We start from the raw sequence: 14945 nt of genomic DNA on the forward strand, positions 1-14945 counted from the left end.
CGGCTATTCCGCCGCGTCGAGGGCTTCGGCCAGCTCGCGCTCCAGGCCATAGTAACGGGCGCGGTCCCAGAACCGCGGCCGGGCGATGCCGGTGGAGCGGTGACGGCCGAGGACCTTGCCGTCGGCGTCGTCGCCAGTGATCTCGTAGACGAAAAGGTCCTGGGTGATGATCACGTCGCCTTCCAGGCCCACCACCTCGGTGATGTGGGTGATGCGGCGCGAGCCGTCGCGCAGGCGGGCGGCCTGGATGATCACGTCGACCGAGCCGACGATCATTTCGCGGATGGTCCTCGAGGGCAGGCCGTAGCCGCCCATGGTGATCATCGACTCCATCCGGCTGATCGCCTCGCGCGGGGAGTTGGCGTGCAGGGTCCCCATCGAGCCGTCGTGGCCGGTGTTCATCGCCTGGAGGAGGTCGAAGGCCTCCGGGCCGCGGACTTCGCCGACGATGATCCGCTCCGGACGCATCCGCAGGCAGTTCTTGACCAGGTCGCGCATGGTGATCTGGCCCTGCCCTTCCAGGTTCGGCGGGCGGGTTTCCAGACGCACGACGTGCGGCTGCTGGAGCTGCAGCTCGGCGGCGTCCTCGCAGGTGATGACGCGTTCGGACGGGTCGATGAAGGCGGTCAGGGTGTTGAGCAGGGTGGTCTTGCCCGAGCCGGTCCCGCCGGAGATGACCAGGTTGCATCGGCAGGCGCCGATGACCCCGAGAACCCGCGCCCCTTCCGGGCTGATGGAGGCGAACTCCACCAGGTTCTTCATGGTCAGCTTGTCCTTCTTGAACTTCCGGATGGTCAGGGTGGGACCATCCAGCGCCAAGGGCGGGGCGATGACGTTGACGCGGCTGCCGTCGGGCAGGCGCGCGTCGCAGATCGGCGAGCTTTCGTCGACCCGGCGGCCGACCTGGCTGACGATCCGCTGGCAGATGTTCATCAGCTGGCCGTTGTCGCGGAAGCGGACATTGGTCAGTTGCACGCGACCGGCGACTTCGATGAACACCCGGCCCGCGCCGTTGACCATGATGTCGGCGATGTCGTCGCGGGCCAGCAGCGGCTCCAGCGGGCCGTAGCCGAGGACGTCGTTGATGATGTCCTGGACCAGCATGTCCTGCTCGGACACCGACATCGAGACGTTCTTGATCGCCACCAGCTCGGCGACGATGTCGCGGATCTCCTCGGCGGCCTGCTTGGCGTCGAGCTGAGCCAGCTGCGCCAGGTCGATCGTGTTGATCAGGGCGTTGAAGATCGTGGTCTTGGTGGCGTGGTAGTAGTCGCTCTGCTCGCGGACGACCTGGGTGGTCGGCGCCGGCCCCTGGGCGGCGCGCAGCTGCTCGAAGCCCAGGGTCGGCTTCGGGCCGGCCGCGGGCTTGGCGCGCTCGCTGGCCGGCGGCGGCGTCTGCACCGGCGCAGCCGGCGTGGGCGACGGCTCGATCCGCTGCGGGCGCGTAGCGATCGCCGGACCTTCGGCGGCGGGAGGCGGCGCCTGGCGCGGCGCCTGCGACCCGCCTTCTGTGGGGCGCTTGCCGAACATCTACTTCTTCTTGAACAGGCCGGAGAGCAGCGAGGTCTTCTGGACCTGCGGCGGCTCGCGGCGGGCGATCTGCTGGGCCAGCTGGTCGAGGCCCTCGGCGGCCTTCGACTTGGGGCCGACCTCGCTGATCATCTGGCCGTTGTTGGCGGCCTGGCCGAACAGCTTGGGATCGAACGGCAGGCAGAGCGCGGGGGTGAGGTCGAGCGCCTCGCCGAAGTCCTTGACCGGGATTTCCGGACGGCCGGGCACCCCGACCTGGTTCAGCACCAAGCGCGGGGGCGCATCGTTGGGCCGGGCGCGGCGGACCAGGTCGACGATGTTCTTGGCGTTGCGCAGCGAGGCCAGGTCGGGCGTGGCGACGATCACCAGATCGTCCGACGACAGCAGGATCTTGCGCTTCCAGGCGGTCCAGACGTGCGGCAGGTCGAGCACCACGAACGGCGCGGCGCCGCGGATCTTCTGGGTGACCTCCTCGAACGCCTCGGCCGAGATGTCGTAGTCGCTGTCGAGCGTCGCCGGGGCGGCGAACAGCGACAGGCGCTCCGAGCAGCGGGCCATCATCCGGTCCATCAGGACGGGATCGAGGCGGTCGGGCTGGCCGAGCGCGTCGGCGACGCCCTGCAGCGGATCCTGGTTGAAGTCGAGCCCGGCGGTGCCGAACGGCAGGTCGAGGTCGACCAGCACCGCGCCGGTCTGCAGCCGCTCGGTGATCGAGTAGGCGACATTGTGAGCCAGGGTCGAGACCCCCGCCCCGCCCTTGGCGCCGCAGAAAGCGATCTGGCGACCGATGAACGGCGCCGAGGGATCGGCGTAGAGGCCGGTGGCGGTGCGGACCAGCAGCAGGGGGTTGAGCGGCGGGACCAGATACTCCGACACTCCGCGGCGCATCAGCTCGCGATAGAGGGCGATGTCATTGGCCGAACCGATGACCACCACCTTGGTGCCCGGGTCGCAGACCTCGGCCAGGCGGTCGAGCTGAGCCAGCAGCACCGGGGCCGGATCGGTGCTCTCGACCATCACCAGCGAGGGCGTGGCCTGGTTCTGATAGGCCTCGACGGCGGCGGCCAGGCCGCCCATGCGCACGACGACGACGCCACGCTCCATGCGCCGGTCGGCGGCGGCGACCTCGGCGAACTCAGCGGTCTCGGCGCTGGCGCAGTAGATGTGGACGGTGATCCGCGGCAGGCTGGCCTCGCCGAAGGCCGCCTCGGCCCCAGCGAGCATGTCATGCACCGGATTGGTCGCGGCCGGCCGCTCCGGCGGCAACGGCGGCACGGCGGGCTCGTCGAAGTCGTCCTCGGCGGCGGCCTCGAGCCGAGCCTCGGCGCGGGCGCTCTCGCGCACCGGCGGCAGGTCGGCGAAGGGGTCGGCGAACGGATCGGCGGCGGCGGCTTCGGCGGCGGGCGGCGGTTCGGGCCACGCGGCCTCCGGCGGCGAGGCGAACTCGTCGTCGGCGTCGAAGTCGAGATCGAAGGGATCTGCGCCCTGTTGCGGCTTCATCAGTTGACCACCTGCGACACCGTGCCCTTCGCCTGACTGTCACTGGCCGAGGACGTGACCTCGCCCTTGCGGTACTTGCCGAGCGTCACGTCGCGGCGCTGGGCGTCGGCCGGATCGATGGCCGCCGGGCCGAGCAGGTCGGCCGGATTGGCGATCTGGGCCGCCATGTTGGCGGTGACAGAACAGCCGAATTGCGACTGCACCTCGTTGGTCGCCGAGCGTGAGATGTTGTCCCACTGCCGACCGCAGGTCGGGATCGACACCGCGTAGCTCTCGCGGCCGACGATCAACGGCGCGCGGGCGTCGCCCCCCGCCTCGTAGCCCTGGACGCGGACCTCGGCGCCGTAGCTGGCCAGCGTGGCGCGGGCGCCCTCGGTCGCGCGCGACACCATCGCCGCGTCGGGCCCGCCGACCGGCGCGCGCAGGGTGATCGGACCGCGCCCGCCGAGCCGCCAATCGCCGGCGAACCGAGCCAGGGCGTCTTGCTGGGTCGGCGACAATCCCTGGGCGTGGACCGCCAGGCGGATCTCCGCGGTCTGCGGCTGGACGTCCGGGGTCCAGAGTTCGGTCGGGGTGCGGGCGGCCTGCGCGCGGGTCAGCTCCGGCGGCGGCGACGTACTGGCGCAGGCGCTGAGAACCGCGGCGGCGGCGACCAGGACGGAAAGGCGAAGTGCGCTCATTCGATCACGTAGCCATGCGGCCCCTGATAGCTGCGCCCCGATTGCGCCTGGGGATTGGCGTTGTAGGCCTTGATCAGCGAGCCCATCAGAACGGTGGACGGATCGTCGGCGATGCGCAGACCGTCGACCGGCGTCTGCAGGCGCTTGGGGTCGGCAGCGTCGACGATGTAGGGCGTCACCAGGATCACCAGCTCGCTCTCGCCGGCCAAGTAGTCGCGCGAACGAAACAGGGCGCCGAGCACCGGCAGGGTGGTCATGCCGGGCAGGCTGTCGATGTTCTGCTTGGTCTTTTCCTGCAACAGGCCAGCGATCATCATCGAGCCGCCGGAGGGCAGCTCGACCGCGGTCTCGGCGCGCCGCACGGTCAGGGCCGGGATAGTCAGGGTGGTGCCGGTGCCGGGCGTGCCGACCGAGAATGCGCCCTGGCTGGTCAGCTCCGACACCTCGGTCGACAGCTTCAGCGCGATGCGGCCCGAGGACAGCACCACCGGGGTGAAGCCGAGGCCGACGCCGAACGGCTTGAACTGGACGCTGATGGCGCCGTTTGTGTCCTGAGCCACCGGGATCGGAAACTCGCCGCCGGCCAGGAACCGGGCCGATTCGCCGGAGACCGCGCTGAGGGTCGGCTCGGCGAGGGTGCGCACCAGACCGACGCGTTCGAAAGCCTTGAGGGTGGCTTCGCCCTCATACTTGCCGCCGAGCTCGCGGACCTGGGCGACGCCGCCGCCGAGCAAGGCGCCGTTGATCGCGAAGCTGGAGGTCGTGCCGAGCAGGAACTGGGTGCTGCCCAGCTCGCCGAGCACGGCGTTCATATTGACGCCGAGCTGCTTGATGACGTTGCGCTGCATTTCGACGATGCGCACCTTGAGCATCACCTGGTCCTTGCCGGCGACGCTCATCATGTTGATCGCCCGGTCGGGGTTGGCCACCGCGGCGCGGGCGATCTGCATGGCCCTGTCAGCGTCGGCCAGGTTCGCCACCTGGCCCGAGAGGATCAGGCTCTCGTTCATCGAATCGACCTGGACGCGGGCGCCCGGCACGATGCGGTTGATGGTCTGGGCGACAGCGCTCGGATCCTGGTCGACGCGGATGTCTAGCGCCAGGATGCGGCGGCCGGCGGAGTCGAAGAACACCGCGTCGGTGGTGCCGTTCTTGAGGCCGAGGATGAAGATCCGCCGCGGCGAGCGCAGCATGGCGTCGGCGACGCCCGGATTGGTCACCAGCACGTCGCGGACGTCGACCGGCAGCTCGATGATCGCCGACTTGCCGGTCGGCAGGTTGAGCGCCTGGGAGGCGGTCCCGCCGGTCAGGTTGACGCGGACCACCGCCGATTGGGCGGCGAGGCCCGCGGCCATGGCGGGAGCGGCGGCCTCGGCCGCCTGGGCGATGGCCGCGCCCGGCGCCAGCAGGGCGGCGGAGGCGGCGAGCGCGGTGAGGATGCGGCGCGGCGTCATGGATTGGCGACCTCGGTGACCTGCCCGGCGCGGAACACGCGCACGCCCTGGGCGGAGGCGCGGCTGGCGACGCCGCGGCCCGGCGGGCCGCCGATGTCGGCGTAGGAGCGCAAGGCCAGCTGCATCTCGCCTTGGGCCTTGCCGCGGGCGATGACCTCGACGTCGGCGGCGGGAACTTCGATGGTGGCGACGCCGCCGACGATGGTCCGGGAGTCCTTGGCCGGCTCGATGTTCTGGTCGATGGCCAGGACGCGGACGTTGCGCATCAGCACCTCGGTCAGCATCGCCTTGGCGCCGCCGCTGGAGTCCTGACGGCTCTGCAGCACGTCGACCCGGTCGCCCGGCAGGATGAATCCGCCGGCCGCGGTCTCGGCGTTGATCGGTATGGCCATGGCCCGCATGCCCGGCGCCAGCACCACGGCCATGAAGCCGCTCTGGCCGGCGCGGACCACCTTGCGCGCCACCACCGGCTCGCCCGCGGCGAGGGCCTCCTTGACGATCGCGCCTTCGAAGGCCTGGATCGGCCCCTGGGGCATGACCAGGTCGTTGGCGGCGCGGGCGGCCTTCTGCACGGCCTTGTCGGGCATCTTCGCCGGCAGGGCCGGCGCGGCGCCGTCGGTGACGAAGGCGGCGTTGAGCGCGTTGGCGGGCCAGGGCTGCCAGCCGAGGTCGGCGGGGGTCAGGCGGGTGCCGATCGGCAGCTCACGCTTGGCGACCAGCACCTGGACCACGGGTTGCGGCGGCGGCGCGGCGGCGAGCGCCTCGGGCCGCTGGGGCGTGACCATGCCGCGCACGATGAAGGCCAGCCCAATGGCGGCGATCGCGGCGACGGCCAACAAGGCGATACGGGCGGGACCCATGGTCGGTGCTCGAGGCTCCGCGCAAGCGGGTGACGGGCGGGTGCGCCGCGGTCCGCGGGCGCACGCGATTCGGTCTACCGGCGTTTTGCCGGCATGGTCTGTTTGCGCGGCCCATGGTTAACGCGGCCTAAAGCCACGTTTAGAAACCAGGCCAGGCCTTCATCAGCGGCGAGGTCGCGAAGGTCGCCAGCGCCCCGGCCGCGATCGCCACCCCGTAGGGCACCGCCTCCTTGGGATCGGCCAGCCGCCCGAACCAGGCCGGGCCGCTGAGCACGTAGGGGCGCAGCAGCGGCGAGCGCAGGCTGATCAGGGCCAACGCCAAGGCGCCGCCGGCCATGCCCGTCATCACCACATAGGAGAGCGCGGCCGGCGCGCCGAGCCAGAGGGCGGCGGCCGCGAACAGCTTGGCGTCGCCGCCGCCGATCCAGCGCAGGGCGAACATCCCGATGCCCACCGCCAGCGCGCCGAGCCCGATCAGCAGGTGCGCGCCGATGGCCATGGGCGCAATCCCGACCAGCAGGGCCGCCGGGAAGAAGGCGAGAATCAGCAGGCCGGAGATCCAGTTGGGGATGGTGAAGCTGGTCAGGTCGCGCAGCGCGCCGACGATCACCAGCACCGGGAAGACGAGCAGCAACGCGGCCTGGAGAAGCGTGATCATGTCTGGAACGGTCCGGAACGTTTGTTCGACGGCACTTTGCGCGCCCAGCCGTGAATGGATGATTGAAAAGAAAAAGGCCGCTGCGGAGAGCGGCCTTTTTTCTGTTCAGTCCCGACGCCCTATGGCGCAGGCGGAGGCGCGGGCGTCTGGGGAAAGGCGTTGGCGACGGTGCGGTACGCCTCGGTCAGGGCGACCGACAACGGCCCCAGGGCCGCGACGAGGACGATGGTGATGAGAGCCGCCATGAGCGCGTATTCGACGGCGGTCGCGCCCGACTGCTGAACGCGGAACCGTTCAAGTAGCTTTCTCATTCCGCAACCCCTTCCCGGCAAACCGTGGTCGGAACATCACGTCAGAAGACGCAACCGCGGCGGCTTTCGCCGCCGCGGTCCGTCGAACCGTGAACGCTTACGTCGCGCTCTTCGGATCCTTCAGAGTGCCCTCGATGTCCGAGAAAGCGCTCGACAGGCCATCGCTCAGGAAGCCCATGGCCGCGACCAGGGCCACGGCGATCAGGGCCGCGATCAGGCCGTACTCGATGGCGGTGGCGCCGGACTCATCTTTCAGGAAGCGCGAAACGAACTTCGACATGCTCGATCTCCTTTTGTTTAGCGAGCAGATTGTTGAGGCATCAAACCTTTTGGTCTGCTCGCCCCGAAACGCAGGATGACTTTCGCAAACTTGGCTTAATCGGCAGTAAACAGTCATGTATAAACGAATCTTCACTCATGGTTTACTTGCGTTTACTGTAAATATCGGTTAACCACGAGCCCGGAATTGGGGATTTTCGGCGTTTCGACATAATGATTCTCGCGCCCGCGAGGGGCCGAAAGTTCAGGCTTTATTGACCATTCCAATCGAGTCTTCGCTCGACGCCTTCACGCTGGAACCGCCCATGCGCCGCCCGATCCTGTCCCTGACGTTCGCCCTGGCCGCCCTCGCGGGGGCCGCCCAGGCCGCGCCGGCGCTGGTCGTCCCGATCGACCAGAGCACCCCCCTGGCCCTGCCGCGGGGGACCCGCGACGTGCTGGTCGGCAATCCGGCCATCGCCGACGTGAGCGTGATCGACGCCGGCAAGGCGGTGGTCAGCGGACGCGGCTACGGGGTCACCAACCTGGTGGTCATCGACCAGCTGGGCCGCACGGTGCTGGAGCGCCAGGTGGTGGTCGCCGCCCCCAGCCAGGGCCGGGTGTCGGTGATCCGCGGTCCGCGCGTCGAGGAGTACGCCTGCGCCGGCGGCTGCGAACGCTCGGGCGGCGATTCAGCAAAGCCTTAAACCTCCGGTTAGCCAGACTTGGCTAGTCTCCGGCGCTCACGCCCCTGGAGACGCCATGCCGCGCTCTGCCATCCAGCTTCGCGCCGCCATTAGACGGTTCGTGCGCTCGCGCCGCGGCGCGACGGCGGTGGAGTTCGCCCTGATCAGCATGCCGCTGATGATCCTGGTCTTCGGGGTGCTGGAGCTGGCGATGATCCTGCTGGTCTCGGCGACCCTGGACACCGCCACCGACTTCGCCGCGCGCAACATCCGCACCGGGGTGTTCCAGCAGGGGCCCAGCAACATGAAGGGCCAGGAGGGCTTCCGCCGGCTGGTCTGCGCCAACATGAGCTGGCTGCAGCAGATGTGCACCCAGGCCGCGCCCGAGCCGGGCGATCCCGACCCCAACCCGCTGTTCGTCGAGGCCCGCACCTTCGACAGCTACGTCGCCGCCGGCGCCTTGCAGCCGCGCGATCCGACCGTCTTTGACCCGACCACCTTCAACCCCAATCAGCTCGACTGGTGCGCCGGGAACCCGGAGGACATCGTGGTGGTCACGACCTATTTCAAATGGCCGATCGTCACGCCGCTGATCCGCCCGCTGTTCAAGAACTATGACGGCGGCCGGATGATCAGCTCGACGCGGCTGTTCCGCAACGAGCCGTTCAATCCGGCGCTCTCCCGCCGCGGGAACAGCACCCAATGCCCGTAAGAAACGACCTGATCGGCGACCGTCGCGGCTCGGCCGCCGTCGAGTTCGCCTTCATCGTGCCGATCGTGCTGGCGCTCTATTTCGGCATGGTCGAGGCGACCCAGGCGCTGCTGGCCAACCGCCGGGCCAGCGCGGTCACCACCGCGGTCGGCGACCTAGTGACCCAGCAGGCCCAGGTGACGAGCGCCGACGTCAACGGCATCTTCGGCGCCAGCACCGCGATCATGAAGCCGTTCTCGACCGACACCCTGGCGATCCGGGTGACCAGCATCGAGATCGACGCCAGCGGCGCCCCAAAGCAGAAGTGGACCATGGACAACGGCCGCACCATTCCGGCCACCGACGTGACCACCGTCGCCCCCACCATGCGCACCCCGAACACCGCGGTGCTGCGCGCCGAGACCGTCTACGAGTACTCCACGCCGTTCCAGCGGATGCTGCCGGGCAAGTTCACCTTCCGGCACAAGATGGACCTGGCGCCGCGCGCCGGCGTGCCGATCGCGCTCAACCCCTGACCGCGGCGGCGAGCGCCGCGACCAGCGGCGAATGATCCCAGGCGAAGCCGTCCAGCGACCTGGCCTGGCGCACGCCGATCAGGCTGTTGGTCAGGAACACCGCGTCGGCGCGGGCCAGCTCGGCGAGCCCCGAGCGGGTCTCGACGACGTTCAGTCCCTGCCCCGCCGACGCCGCGATCACCTTCGCCCGCATGGTTCCGGCCAGCACGCCGCAGTCGAGCCCCGGCGTGTAGAGCCGTCCGCCCCACAGCCAGAAGACATTGGCCGCCGCCGCGCAGGCGACGTCGCCGCGGGTGTTGAGCATCAGCGCCTCGTCCATGCCGGCCTCGCGCGCCTGCGCCCGGGCCAGGACGTTATCGAGATAGGACAGCGTCTTCAGCCGCGAGGCGGGCGAGAGCTCGTTGCGGCGGACGGTGCTGGTGATCAGGTCGGCCGGGTCCTGCGGGGCCGGGGCCGGAGCGGCCGAGGCGAGGAGGCGCACGGCCGGCGCCTGCGGCCGATCCAGACCGCGGCCGCCGGACCCGGCGGTGAGGGTCAGGCGCACCGCCGCGCGGGGGGCTTCCAATCCGGCGAGCGCCTGGGCCATGGCCGCTTCGGCCGCGGCGCGGTCGAGCGGCGGCAGGCCGAGGGCCGCGCAGCCGGCGGCCATGCGTTCGAGGTGCGGCCGGGGATCGACGAGGGCGCCGCCCACGGCCAGCAGGGTTTCGAACAGGCCGTCGCCGAGCAGCAGGCCGCGGTCGTCGAGCGGGATCATGCGGGGGGCGCCTCCGTGAGCGCATTGGCCAGGGCTGCGATCTTGGCTTCCGTCTCCAGGCGCTCGGCGTGCGGGTCGCTGCCCTCGACGATTCCGGCCCCGGCCCGCGCCTCCACCCGCCAGCCGCCGGCGGTCTGCACGCAGGCGGCGGTGCGGATCAGGACGCTGGAATCGAAGCCGCCGTCCGCGCCGGCCCAGAACAGCGAACCGCAATAGGGACCGCGCGGGGTCTCCAGCTCGGCGATCACCTTCATCGCCTGGACCTTGGGCGCGCCGGTGATCGAGCCGGGCGGAAAGGCCGCGGCCAGCAGGTCGAGGGCGTCGCGGCCCGGGCTCAGCGCGCCGGTGACGGTGGAGACCAGGTGGTGGACGTTGGCGAAGCTCTCCAGCGCCCAGAGCGCGGGGACCTTGACGCTGCCCGGCGCGCAGACGCGGGCCAGGTCGTTGCGCATCAGGTCGACGATCATCAGGTTCTCGGCCCGGTCCTTGTCGCTGGCGAGCAGCTCGGCGGCGAGGGCGGCGTCGCTCGCCGGGTCGGCGCCGCGCGGCCGGGTGCCCTTGATGGGCTTGGTCTGCGCCGCGCCCTCACGGACCTGGAGGAAGCGCTCGGGCGAGTTGGAGACCAGGGCCAGGCCCGGCAGGCGCAGATAGGCGGCGAACGGCGCGGCGCTCTGGTCCAGCAGCCGGGCGAAGAGGTCGAAGGGCTGCACGCCCGCCGCCAGCGCGCAGGTCCAGGCGCGGGCGATGTTGGCCTGGAAGATCTCGCCGGCGCGGATGCGGGCGACGACCTCCTCGACCGCCGCCTCGTAGGCGGCCGCGTCGCTCGCCTGCAGCGGCCCGGCGAGGACGCCGCCGCGGGGCGCGCGCGGGGCGGCGTCCAGCCAGCCGAGCGCGGCGCGGGCGCGGGCCTGCGCCGTATCGTGGTCGCCGGCGCGGCCGACGGCGATCACCTTCCCGGCCCGGCGGTCGAAGGCCAGCAGGGCGTCGTAGCGGGCGGCGGCGAGATCGGGCCAGTCCGGCTGGCGCGCCAGGCCCAGCGCCTCGACGTGGTCGCCAAGCTCGTAGGCGGCCAGGCCCACCACGCCGCCCTGGAACGGCGGGCCGTCCGTCGCCGGCGCCGCCGGCGGGCCGAGCAGATCCCGCAGGCGGGCGAACGGCTGGCCGGCCTCGCCGGCGCGGTGCGTCAGGGTCGCGGACGGCGCGCGGGCGACATAGGACCATCGCGCGCCCGTCCCGCCGGTGACCAGGCCCAGCGCCCACGGCTCGCCGGCGAAGGCGCTGAGCACCTCGGCCGGTTCGCGCCAGGGCGCGGAAAGCTGGACGACGCAGGTCATGGCCCGGGCCTTAGCCCCAGCGCGGCGCCAGGGGAAGTCAGATGCGCCGGCCGCCCCCGCGCACGAACAGCAGGCCGACGAAGCCGATGGCCAGCAGGATCGTCACCATGGCGAAGCCGCCCTGCTGGCTGTGGGTCGCCTTGGTGCCCCAGTTGACCATCATCGGCCCGAGCCAGCCGGTGGCGACGCCCGACAGCGCATAGACCCCGAAGAAGGCGCCGGTCTGATCGGGCGGGGTGATCCGCGTCAGCATGGTGCGGCTGGAGGCGTACTGGGCGGTGATGAACACCGCATTGGAGAAGCTGATCAGTATGTAGATCCACTCCGGCAGGGTGCGGAACACCGGCCCGTCCCACATCGGCGGATGGGCGGCGACGTCGTAGGCCCAGAAATAGAGGATCCTGTCCGGGGCCATGCCCAACAGGGCGATGATGCCGAGCAGCGACATGAAGATCTCGACGCGCACCGCGCCCTTGGGGCCGAGGCCGGCGTCCAGCCAGCGGCCGACGAAGCCGCCGAGCACCGCCAGGACGGAGAGGACGATGCCGTACATCAGCATCTCCAGCGCGCCCCACTTCATCACGCCGATGGCGTAGAGCCCAGCGTAGATGAGGATGGCGTTCATGCCGTCGACATAGAACATCCGGCTGACCAGATAGACGGCCGCGTCCTTGTAGCGGCGCACGGTGGCGACCATCCGCACCAACTGGACCGCGCCGCTGCGGAACGCGGTGAGCATCGGAATCCCGGTCTTCGGCGCGTCGGGCGTGAACAGGAACAGCGGCAAGGCGCCGAGCGCGAAGATGCCGGCGGCGAGCAGCGCCACCACCCGCTCGGGCTCATGGCTGGCCGGATCGAGCCCGAACAGCGGCGCGGCAGGCACCCAGGCCCAGTCGACCTTTCCCGGCAGGGCGAAGGCCCAGGCGGTGAAGCCCAGGGCCACCACCGAGGTGAGGTTGCCGAGCGCCAGAGCCAGGCCCGAGGCCTTGTGCGCCGCGCCTAAGCCCGCAGCGCGGACCAGCAGCGAATTGTGCAGCACCTCGCTGAACGCAAACAGCAGGCCGATGGCGGTGACCAGCAGCATGACCATGGTGACGCTGAGGCCGCTGTGGTCGGGCCTGGCCCACCACAGCGCGACCATCATCGGGACCATCAGCCCTACGATCAGGGCCAGCCAGCCCTTGCGCGGGCCCAGCTGGTCGATCGAGGCGCCGAGCAACGGCGCGGTCAGCATCACCGCCCAGCCGGCGTACTGGCTCCATTGGGAGATCACCTCCTGGCCGCGCACCGGGTCGCCGACCATCACGCCCGCCACATAGGGCATGAAGATGTAGATGGTGATCAGGATCACGTAGGGATTGCGGGCGCCCTCGAACAGCGACCAGGCGACCCCGCCGCGGTTCAGGCGGCCGTCCCCCATGACTTCGGCGTCGATCGGGAGGTCGGCGACCGACCCCGATCCGCTGGCTTCGACTGTACTCAAGGGGCTCTCCCGGACGCCCGCTCATGGCGGCGGACTTGGCCGGCAGGTTACGCCCCGGTGCGGGCTTGGGAATCGAAAAAGCGGCATGGCGGAGAGATAACGTCGGTTGCCCACGCGGCGAGCGGGCGGCATAGTCCGGCGCGTCGACATCGGCCGGCGCAGGGAGAGTGAAATGAGAACGTTCGTGTCCAACCAGAAAGGAAAATCCTCGCAACAGGACATGATCGTTCATGCAATCACGTACTCCGGGGGCGCTGGCGCAAGCAGACGCGCCGCATAACCCCCACGCCCTTCGGCCGTCGCGGACGGCCGGCCTCGACGCCCAGGCGCGCGCCCGGGCGCTGAAATTCGTTTCCTACTATCGGCCGCACATTCCGCTGCTCCTGGCGGACCTGGCCTGTGCAGTGCTCGTCTCGGCGACGGCGCTGTTCCTGCCGCTGTGCGCCAACTACGTCGCCCGCCAGCTCGGGGCGAGCGGCGCGACGCCGCAGATCCTGCACCAGATCTACGCGGTCGGCGGGATCATGCTGGGCCTGCTGGCGGTGCAGGTCCTGGCGACGCTGTTCGTCGACTATCAGGGCCATGTGATGGGCGCGAAGATGGAGAGCGCGCTTCGCAAGGAGCTGTTCGAGCACTGCCAGACCCTGCCCTTCCGGTTCTACGACCGGACCCGGACCGGGCAGCTGATGAGCCGGATCACCAACGACCTGTTCATGCTGGGCGAGCTCTATCACCACGGCCCCGAGGACTTGGCCATCGCGGTGCTGAAGTTCGCCGGGGCGATCGCCATCCTCGCCTATCTCGACGTGCCGCTGACCCTGATGATTGTCGCGATCATCCCGTTCGCGGTGCTGTACGCCCTGCACTTCAGCGGGCGGATGAGCATCGCCCTGACCCAGTCCAAGCGGCAGGTCGGGGCGATCAACGAGCGGGTCGAGGATTCGCTGGCCGGCATCCGGGTGGTGAAGTCGTTCGCGAACGAGGACGTCGAGAACCGCCGCTTCGAGGCGGAGAATCTCAAGTTCCTCGACACTCGGCGGGCCGGCTACAAGAGCGAGGCCTTCTTCTCGGTCGGGACCACCACCTTCGCCCAGCTGATCACCGTGGTGGTCATCGTCGCCGGGGCGATCCGCGTGCAGCAGGCGCAGCTGAGCGTCGCCGACATGCTGACCTTCCTCCTGTGCGTGGCGGTGTTGATCGACCCCGTGCAGCGGCTGGCGAACTTCGTACGGCTCTGGCAGCAGGGCTACACTGGGTTCACCAGAATGATGGAGATCCTGGAGACCGCGCCGGAGGTCGCCGACCGGCCCGGCGCAATCGTGCTGGAGCGGCCGCGCGGGGCGCTCGCGTTCCGAAACGTCAGCTTCCGCTACGAGGAGGACGGCCCGCACGTGCTGCGCAACGTCTCGCTGGACGTCCGCCCCGGCGAGTTCGTGGCGCTGGTCGGGACCTCCGGGGTCGGCAAGACGACGCTGTGCTCGCTGATCCCGCGGTTCTACGAGCCGAGCGGCGGGGCGGTGCTGGTCGACGGGACCGACGTGCGGGACCTGACGCTGAGCTCGCTCCGGCGCAACGTCGCGGTGGTGCAGCAGGACGTCTACTTGTTCGCCGGCAGCGTGGCCGAAAACCTGCGCTATGGGCGACCGGACGCGAGCGAGGACGAGATCGTCGAGGCGGCCCGGCGGGCCAACGCCCATGACTTCATCATGGCGCTGCCGAACGGATACGACACCGACATCGGCCAGCGCGGGGTGAAGCTGTCGGGCGGGCAGAAGCAGCGGCTGACCATCGCCCGCGCCTTCCTCAAGGACGCCCCGATCCTGATCTTCGACGAAGCGACCAGCGCGCTCGACAACGAGAGCGAGAAGGCCGTGCAGGGCGCGCTGGGGGAACTGGCCCGCAACCGCACGACCCTGGTCATCGCCCACCGGCTGTCGACGGTGCGGAACGCCGACCGCATCCTGGTGCTGACCGACCAGGGCGTCGCCGAGCAGGGCAGCCACGAGCAGCTGATCGCCGCCGGCGGGGCCTATGAGCGGCTCTACCGGATGCAGGCGAGCATCTAGGGGCGATGGGAGACGATGCTCCTCCTCTGGGGGAGCTGTCAGCCTCATGGCTGACTGAGGGGGACTTTAACTCTCTTGAGAGCAGTCCCCCTCCGTCTCGGCGCTATGCGCCGATCCACCTCCCCCAGCGGGGGAGGATCTGAT

15 protein-coding genes are annotated in these 14945 nt (G+C 70.2%); 4 read left to right on the forward strand and 11 right to left on the reverse strand.

The genetic code is table 11. The features are described from left to right. Window positions 1-3: 3 nt before the first annotated feature. The 8 genes from O4N75_RS20045 to O4N75_RS20080 all read right to left on the reverse strand — a co-directional run bounded on the left by O4N75_RS20045 (window position 4) and on the right by O4N75_RS20080 (window position 7273). Complete coding sequence (locus O4N75_RS20045) at window positions 4-1530, reverse strand: ATPase, T2SS/T4P/T4SS family (RefSeq protein ID WP_269627171.1); 1527 nt, start codon at window positions 1528-1530, stop codon at window positions 4-6. Next, a complete protein-coding gene (locus O4N75_RS20050) occupies window positions 1531-3030 on the reverse strand; it encodes a CpaE family protein (RefSeq protein WP_269627172.1) in 1500 nt (499 codons plus the stop codon). Further along, window positions 3030-3710: a CpaD family pilus assembly lipoprotein gene (locus tag O4N75_RS20055; protein ID WP_269627173.1), complete on the reverse strand. Its 681-nt coding sequence runs from the start codon at window positions 3708-3710 to the stop codon at window positions 3030-3032. Before O4N75_RS20055 ends, O4N75_RS20050 begins: the two co-directional genes overlap by 1 nt. Beyond that, window positions 3707-5164, reverse strand: coding sequence for a type II and III secretion system protein family protein (locus O4N75_RS20060; RefSeq protein WP_269627174.1), 1458 nt, complete (start codon window positions 5162-5164; stop codon window positions 3707-3709). The genes O4N75_RS20055 and O4N75_RS20060 overlap by 4 nt, the downstream gene beginning before the upstream one ends. Further along, window positions 5161-6024 carry a Flp pilus assembly protein CpaB gene (cpaB, locus tag O4N75_RS20065; RefSeq protein ID WP_269627175.1) on the reverse strand — a complete coding sequence of 288 codons (864 nt, stop codon included), beginning with the start codon at window positions 6022-6024 and terminating at the stop codon, window positions 5161-5163. Before cpaB ends, O4N75_RS20060 begins: the two co-directional genes overlap by 4 nt. Before the next feature lie 139 nt (window positions 6025-6163). Then, on the reverse strand, window positions 6164-6679 hold the full coding sequence (locus O4N75_RS20070) for a prepilin peptidase (protein ID WP_269629400.1): 516 nt from the start codon (window positions 6677-6679) through the stop codon (window positions 6164-6166). A gap of 122 nt (window positions 6680-6801) precedes the next feature. Further along, entirely contained in the window at window positions 6802-6993 is a 192-nt protein-coding gene (locus tag O4N75_RS20075) for a Flp family type IVb pilin (protein WP_269627176.1), read from the reverse strand. 97 nt (window positions 6994-7090) lie between these two features. Continuing rightward, window positions 7091-7273: a Flp family type IVb pilin gene (locus O4N75_RS20080; protein WP_269627177.1), complete on the reverse strand. Its 183-nt coding sequence runs from the start codon at window positions 7271-7273 to the stop codon at window positions 7091-7093. Between the two features lie 304 nt (window positions 7274-7577). Between O4N75_RS20080 and O4N75_RS20085 the strand changes: the two genes are divergently transcribed. Genes O4N75_RS20085 through O4N75_RS20095 form a run of 3 tightly spaced genes read left to right on the forward strand, consistent with a single transcriptional unit; the run spans window position 7578 to window position 9164 of the window. Next, the gene (locus O4N75_RS20085) at window positions 7578-7958 is read left to right on the forward strand and encodes a pilus assembly protein N-terminal domain-containing protein (RefSeq protein WP_269627178.1); all 381 of its coding nucleotides are present in this window, start codon (window positions 7578-7580) and stop codon (window positions 7956-7958) included. A gap of 55 nt (window positions 7959-8013) precedes the next feature. Next, window positions 8014-8649, forward strand: a complete 636-nt coding sequence (locus O4N75_RS20090; RefSeq protein WP_269627179.1) for a TadE/TadG family type IV pilus assembly protein — start codon at window positions 8014-8016, stop codon at window positions 8647-8649. Then, window positions 8640-9164, forward strand: a complete 525-nt coding sequence (locus tag O4N75_RS20095) for a TadE/TadG family type IV pilus assembly protein (protein ID WP_269627180.1) — start codon at window positions 8640-8642, stop codon at window positions 9162-9164. The genes O4N75_RS20090 and O4N75_RS20095 overlap by 10 nt, the downstream gene beginning before the upstream one ends. Here O4N75_RS20095 and O4N75_RS20100 read toward each other — a convergent pair. The 3 genes from O4N75_RS20100 to O4N75_RS20110 are packed head-to-tail and all read right to left on the reverse strand — an operon-like array spanning window position 9154 to window position 12735. Further along, on the reverse strand, window positions 9154-9918 hold the full coding sequence (locus O4N75_RS20100; RefSeq protein WP_269627181.1) for an aminotransferase class IV: 765 nt from the start codon (window positions 9916-9918) through the stop codon (window positions 9154-9156). The genes O4N75_RS20095 and O4N75_RS20100 overlap by 11 nt on opposite strands. Continuing rightward, window positions 9915-11252: an aminodeoxychorismate synthase, component I gene (gene pabB, locus O4N75_RS20105; RefSeq protein ID WP_269627182.1), complete on the reverse strand. Its 1338-nt coding sequence runs from the start codon at window positions 11250-11252 to the stop codon at window positions 9915-9917. Before pabB ends, O4N75_RS20100 begins: the two co-directional genes overlap by 4 nt. Window positions 11253-11289: 37 nt before the next feature. Then, a complete protein-coding gene (locus O4N75_RS20110) occupies window positions 11290-12735 on the reverse strand; it encodes an MFS transporter (protein WP_269627183.1) in 1446 nt (481 codons plus the stop codon). 230 nt (window positions 12736-12965) lie between these two features. Between O4N75_RS20110 and O4N75_RS20115 the strand changes: the two genes are divergently transcribed. Then, window positions 12966-14801 carry an ABC transporter ATP-binding protein gene (locus O4N75_RS20115; RefSeq protein WP_269627184.1) on the forward strand — a complete coding sequence of 612 codons (1836 nt, stop codon included), beginning with the start codon at window positions 12966-12968 and terminating at the stop codon, window positions 14799-14801. Window positions 14802-14945: the final 144 nt, after the last annotated feature.

Origin of the sequence: Phenylobacterium sp. NIBR 498073 (assembly GCF_027286305.1) — a bacterium.
Taxonomy (GTDB): domain Bacteria; phylum Pseudomonadota; class Alphaproteobacteria; order Caulobacterales; family Caulobacteraceae; genus Phenylobacterium.

What these genes read in the sequence shown, in the direction of transcription:
- cpaB (WP_269627175.1), bottom strand. Translation starts at nt 6,024, where the DNA reads ATGGGTCCCGCCCGTATCGCCTTGTTGGCCGTCGCCGCGATCGCCGCC.
- O4N75_RS20085 (WP_269627178.1), top strand. Translation starts at nt 7,578, where the DNA reads ATGCGCCGCCCGATCCTGTCCCTGACGTTCGCCCTGGCCGCCCTCGCG.
- O4N75_RS20115 (WP_269627184.1), top strand. Translation starts at nt 12,966, where the DNA reads ATGCAATCACGTACTCCGGGGGCGCTGGCGCAAGCAGACGCGCCGCAT.
- O4N75_RS20050 (WP_269627172.1), bottom strand. Translation starts at nt 3,030, where the DNA reads ATGAAGCCGCAACAGGGCGCAGATCCCTTCGATCTCGACTTCGACGCC.
- pabB (WP_269627182.1), bottom strand. Translation starts at nt 11,252, where the DNA reads ATGACCTGCGTCGTCCAGCTTTCCGCGCCCTGGCGCGAACCGGCCGAG.
- O4N75_RS20055 (WP_269627173.1), bottom strand. Translation starts at nt 3,710, where the DNA reads ATGAGCGCACTTCGCCTTTCCGTCCTGGTCGCCGCCGCCGCGGTTCTC.
- O4N75_RS20100 (WP_269627181.1), bottom strand. Translation starts at nt 9,918, where the DNA reads ATGATCCCGCTCGACGACCGCGGCCTGCTGCTCGGCGACGGCCTGTTC.
- O4N75_RS20095 (WP_269627180.1), top strand. Translation starts at nt 8,640, where the DNA reads ATGCCCGTAAGAAACGACCTGATCGGCGACCGTCGCGGCTCGGCCGCC.
- O4N75_RS20045 (WP_269627171.1), bottom strand. Translation starts at nt 1,530, where the DNA reads ATGTTCGGCAAGCGCCCCACAGAAGGCGGGTCGCAGGCGCCGCGCCAG.
- O4N75_RS20060 (WP_269627174.1), bottom strand. Translation starts at nt 5,164, where the DNA reads ATGACGCCGCGCCGCATCCTCACCGCGCTCGCCGCCTCCGCCGCCCTG.
- O4N75_RS20090 (WP_269627179.1), top strand. Translation starts at nt 8,014, where the DNA reads ATGCCGCGCTCTGCCATCCAGCTTCGCGCCGCCATTAGACGGTTCGTG.
- O4N75_RS20080 (WP_269627177.1), bottom strand. Translation starts at nt 7,273, where the DNA reads ATGTCGAAGTTCGTTTCGCGCTTCCTGAAAGATGAGTCCGGCGCCACC.
- O4N75_RS20075 (WP_269627176.1), bottom strand. Translation starts at nt 6,993, where the DNA reads ATGAGAAAGCTACTTGAACGGTTCCGCGTTCAGCAGTCGGGCGCGACC.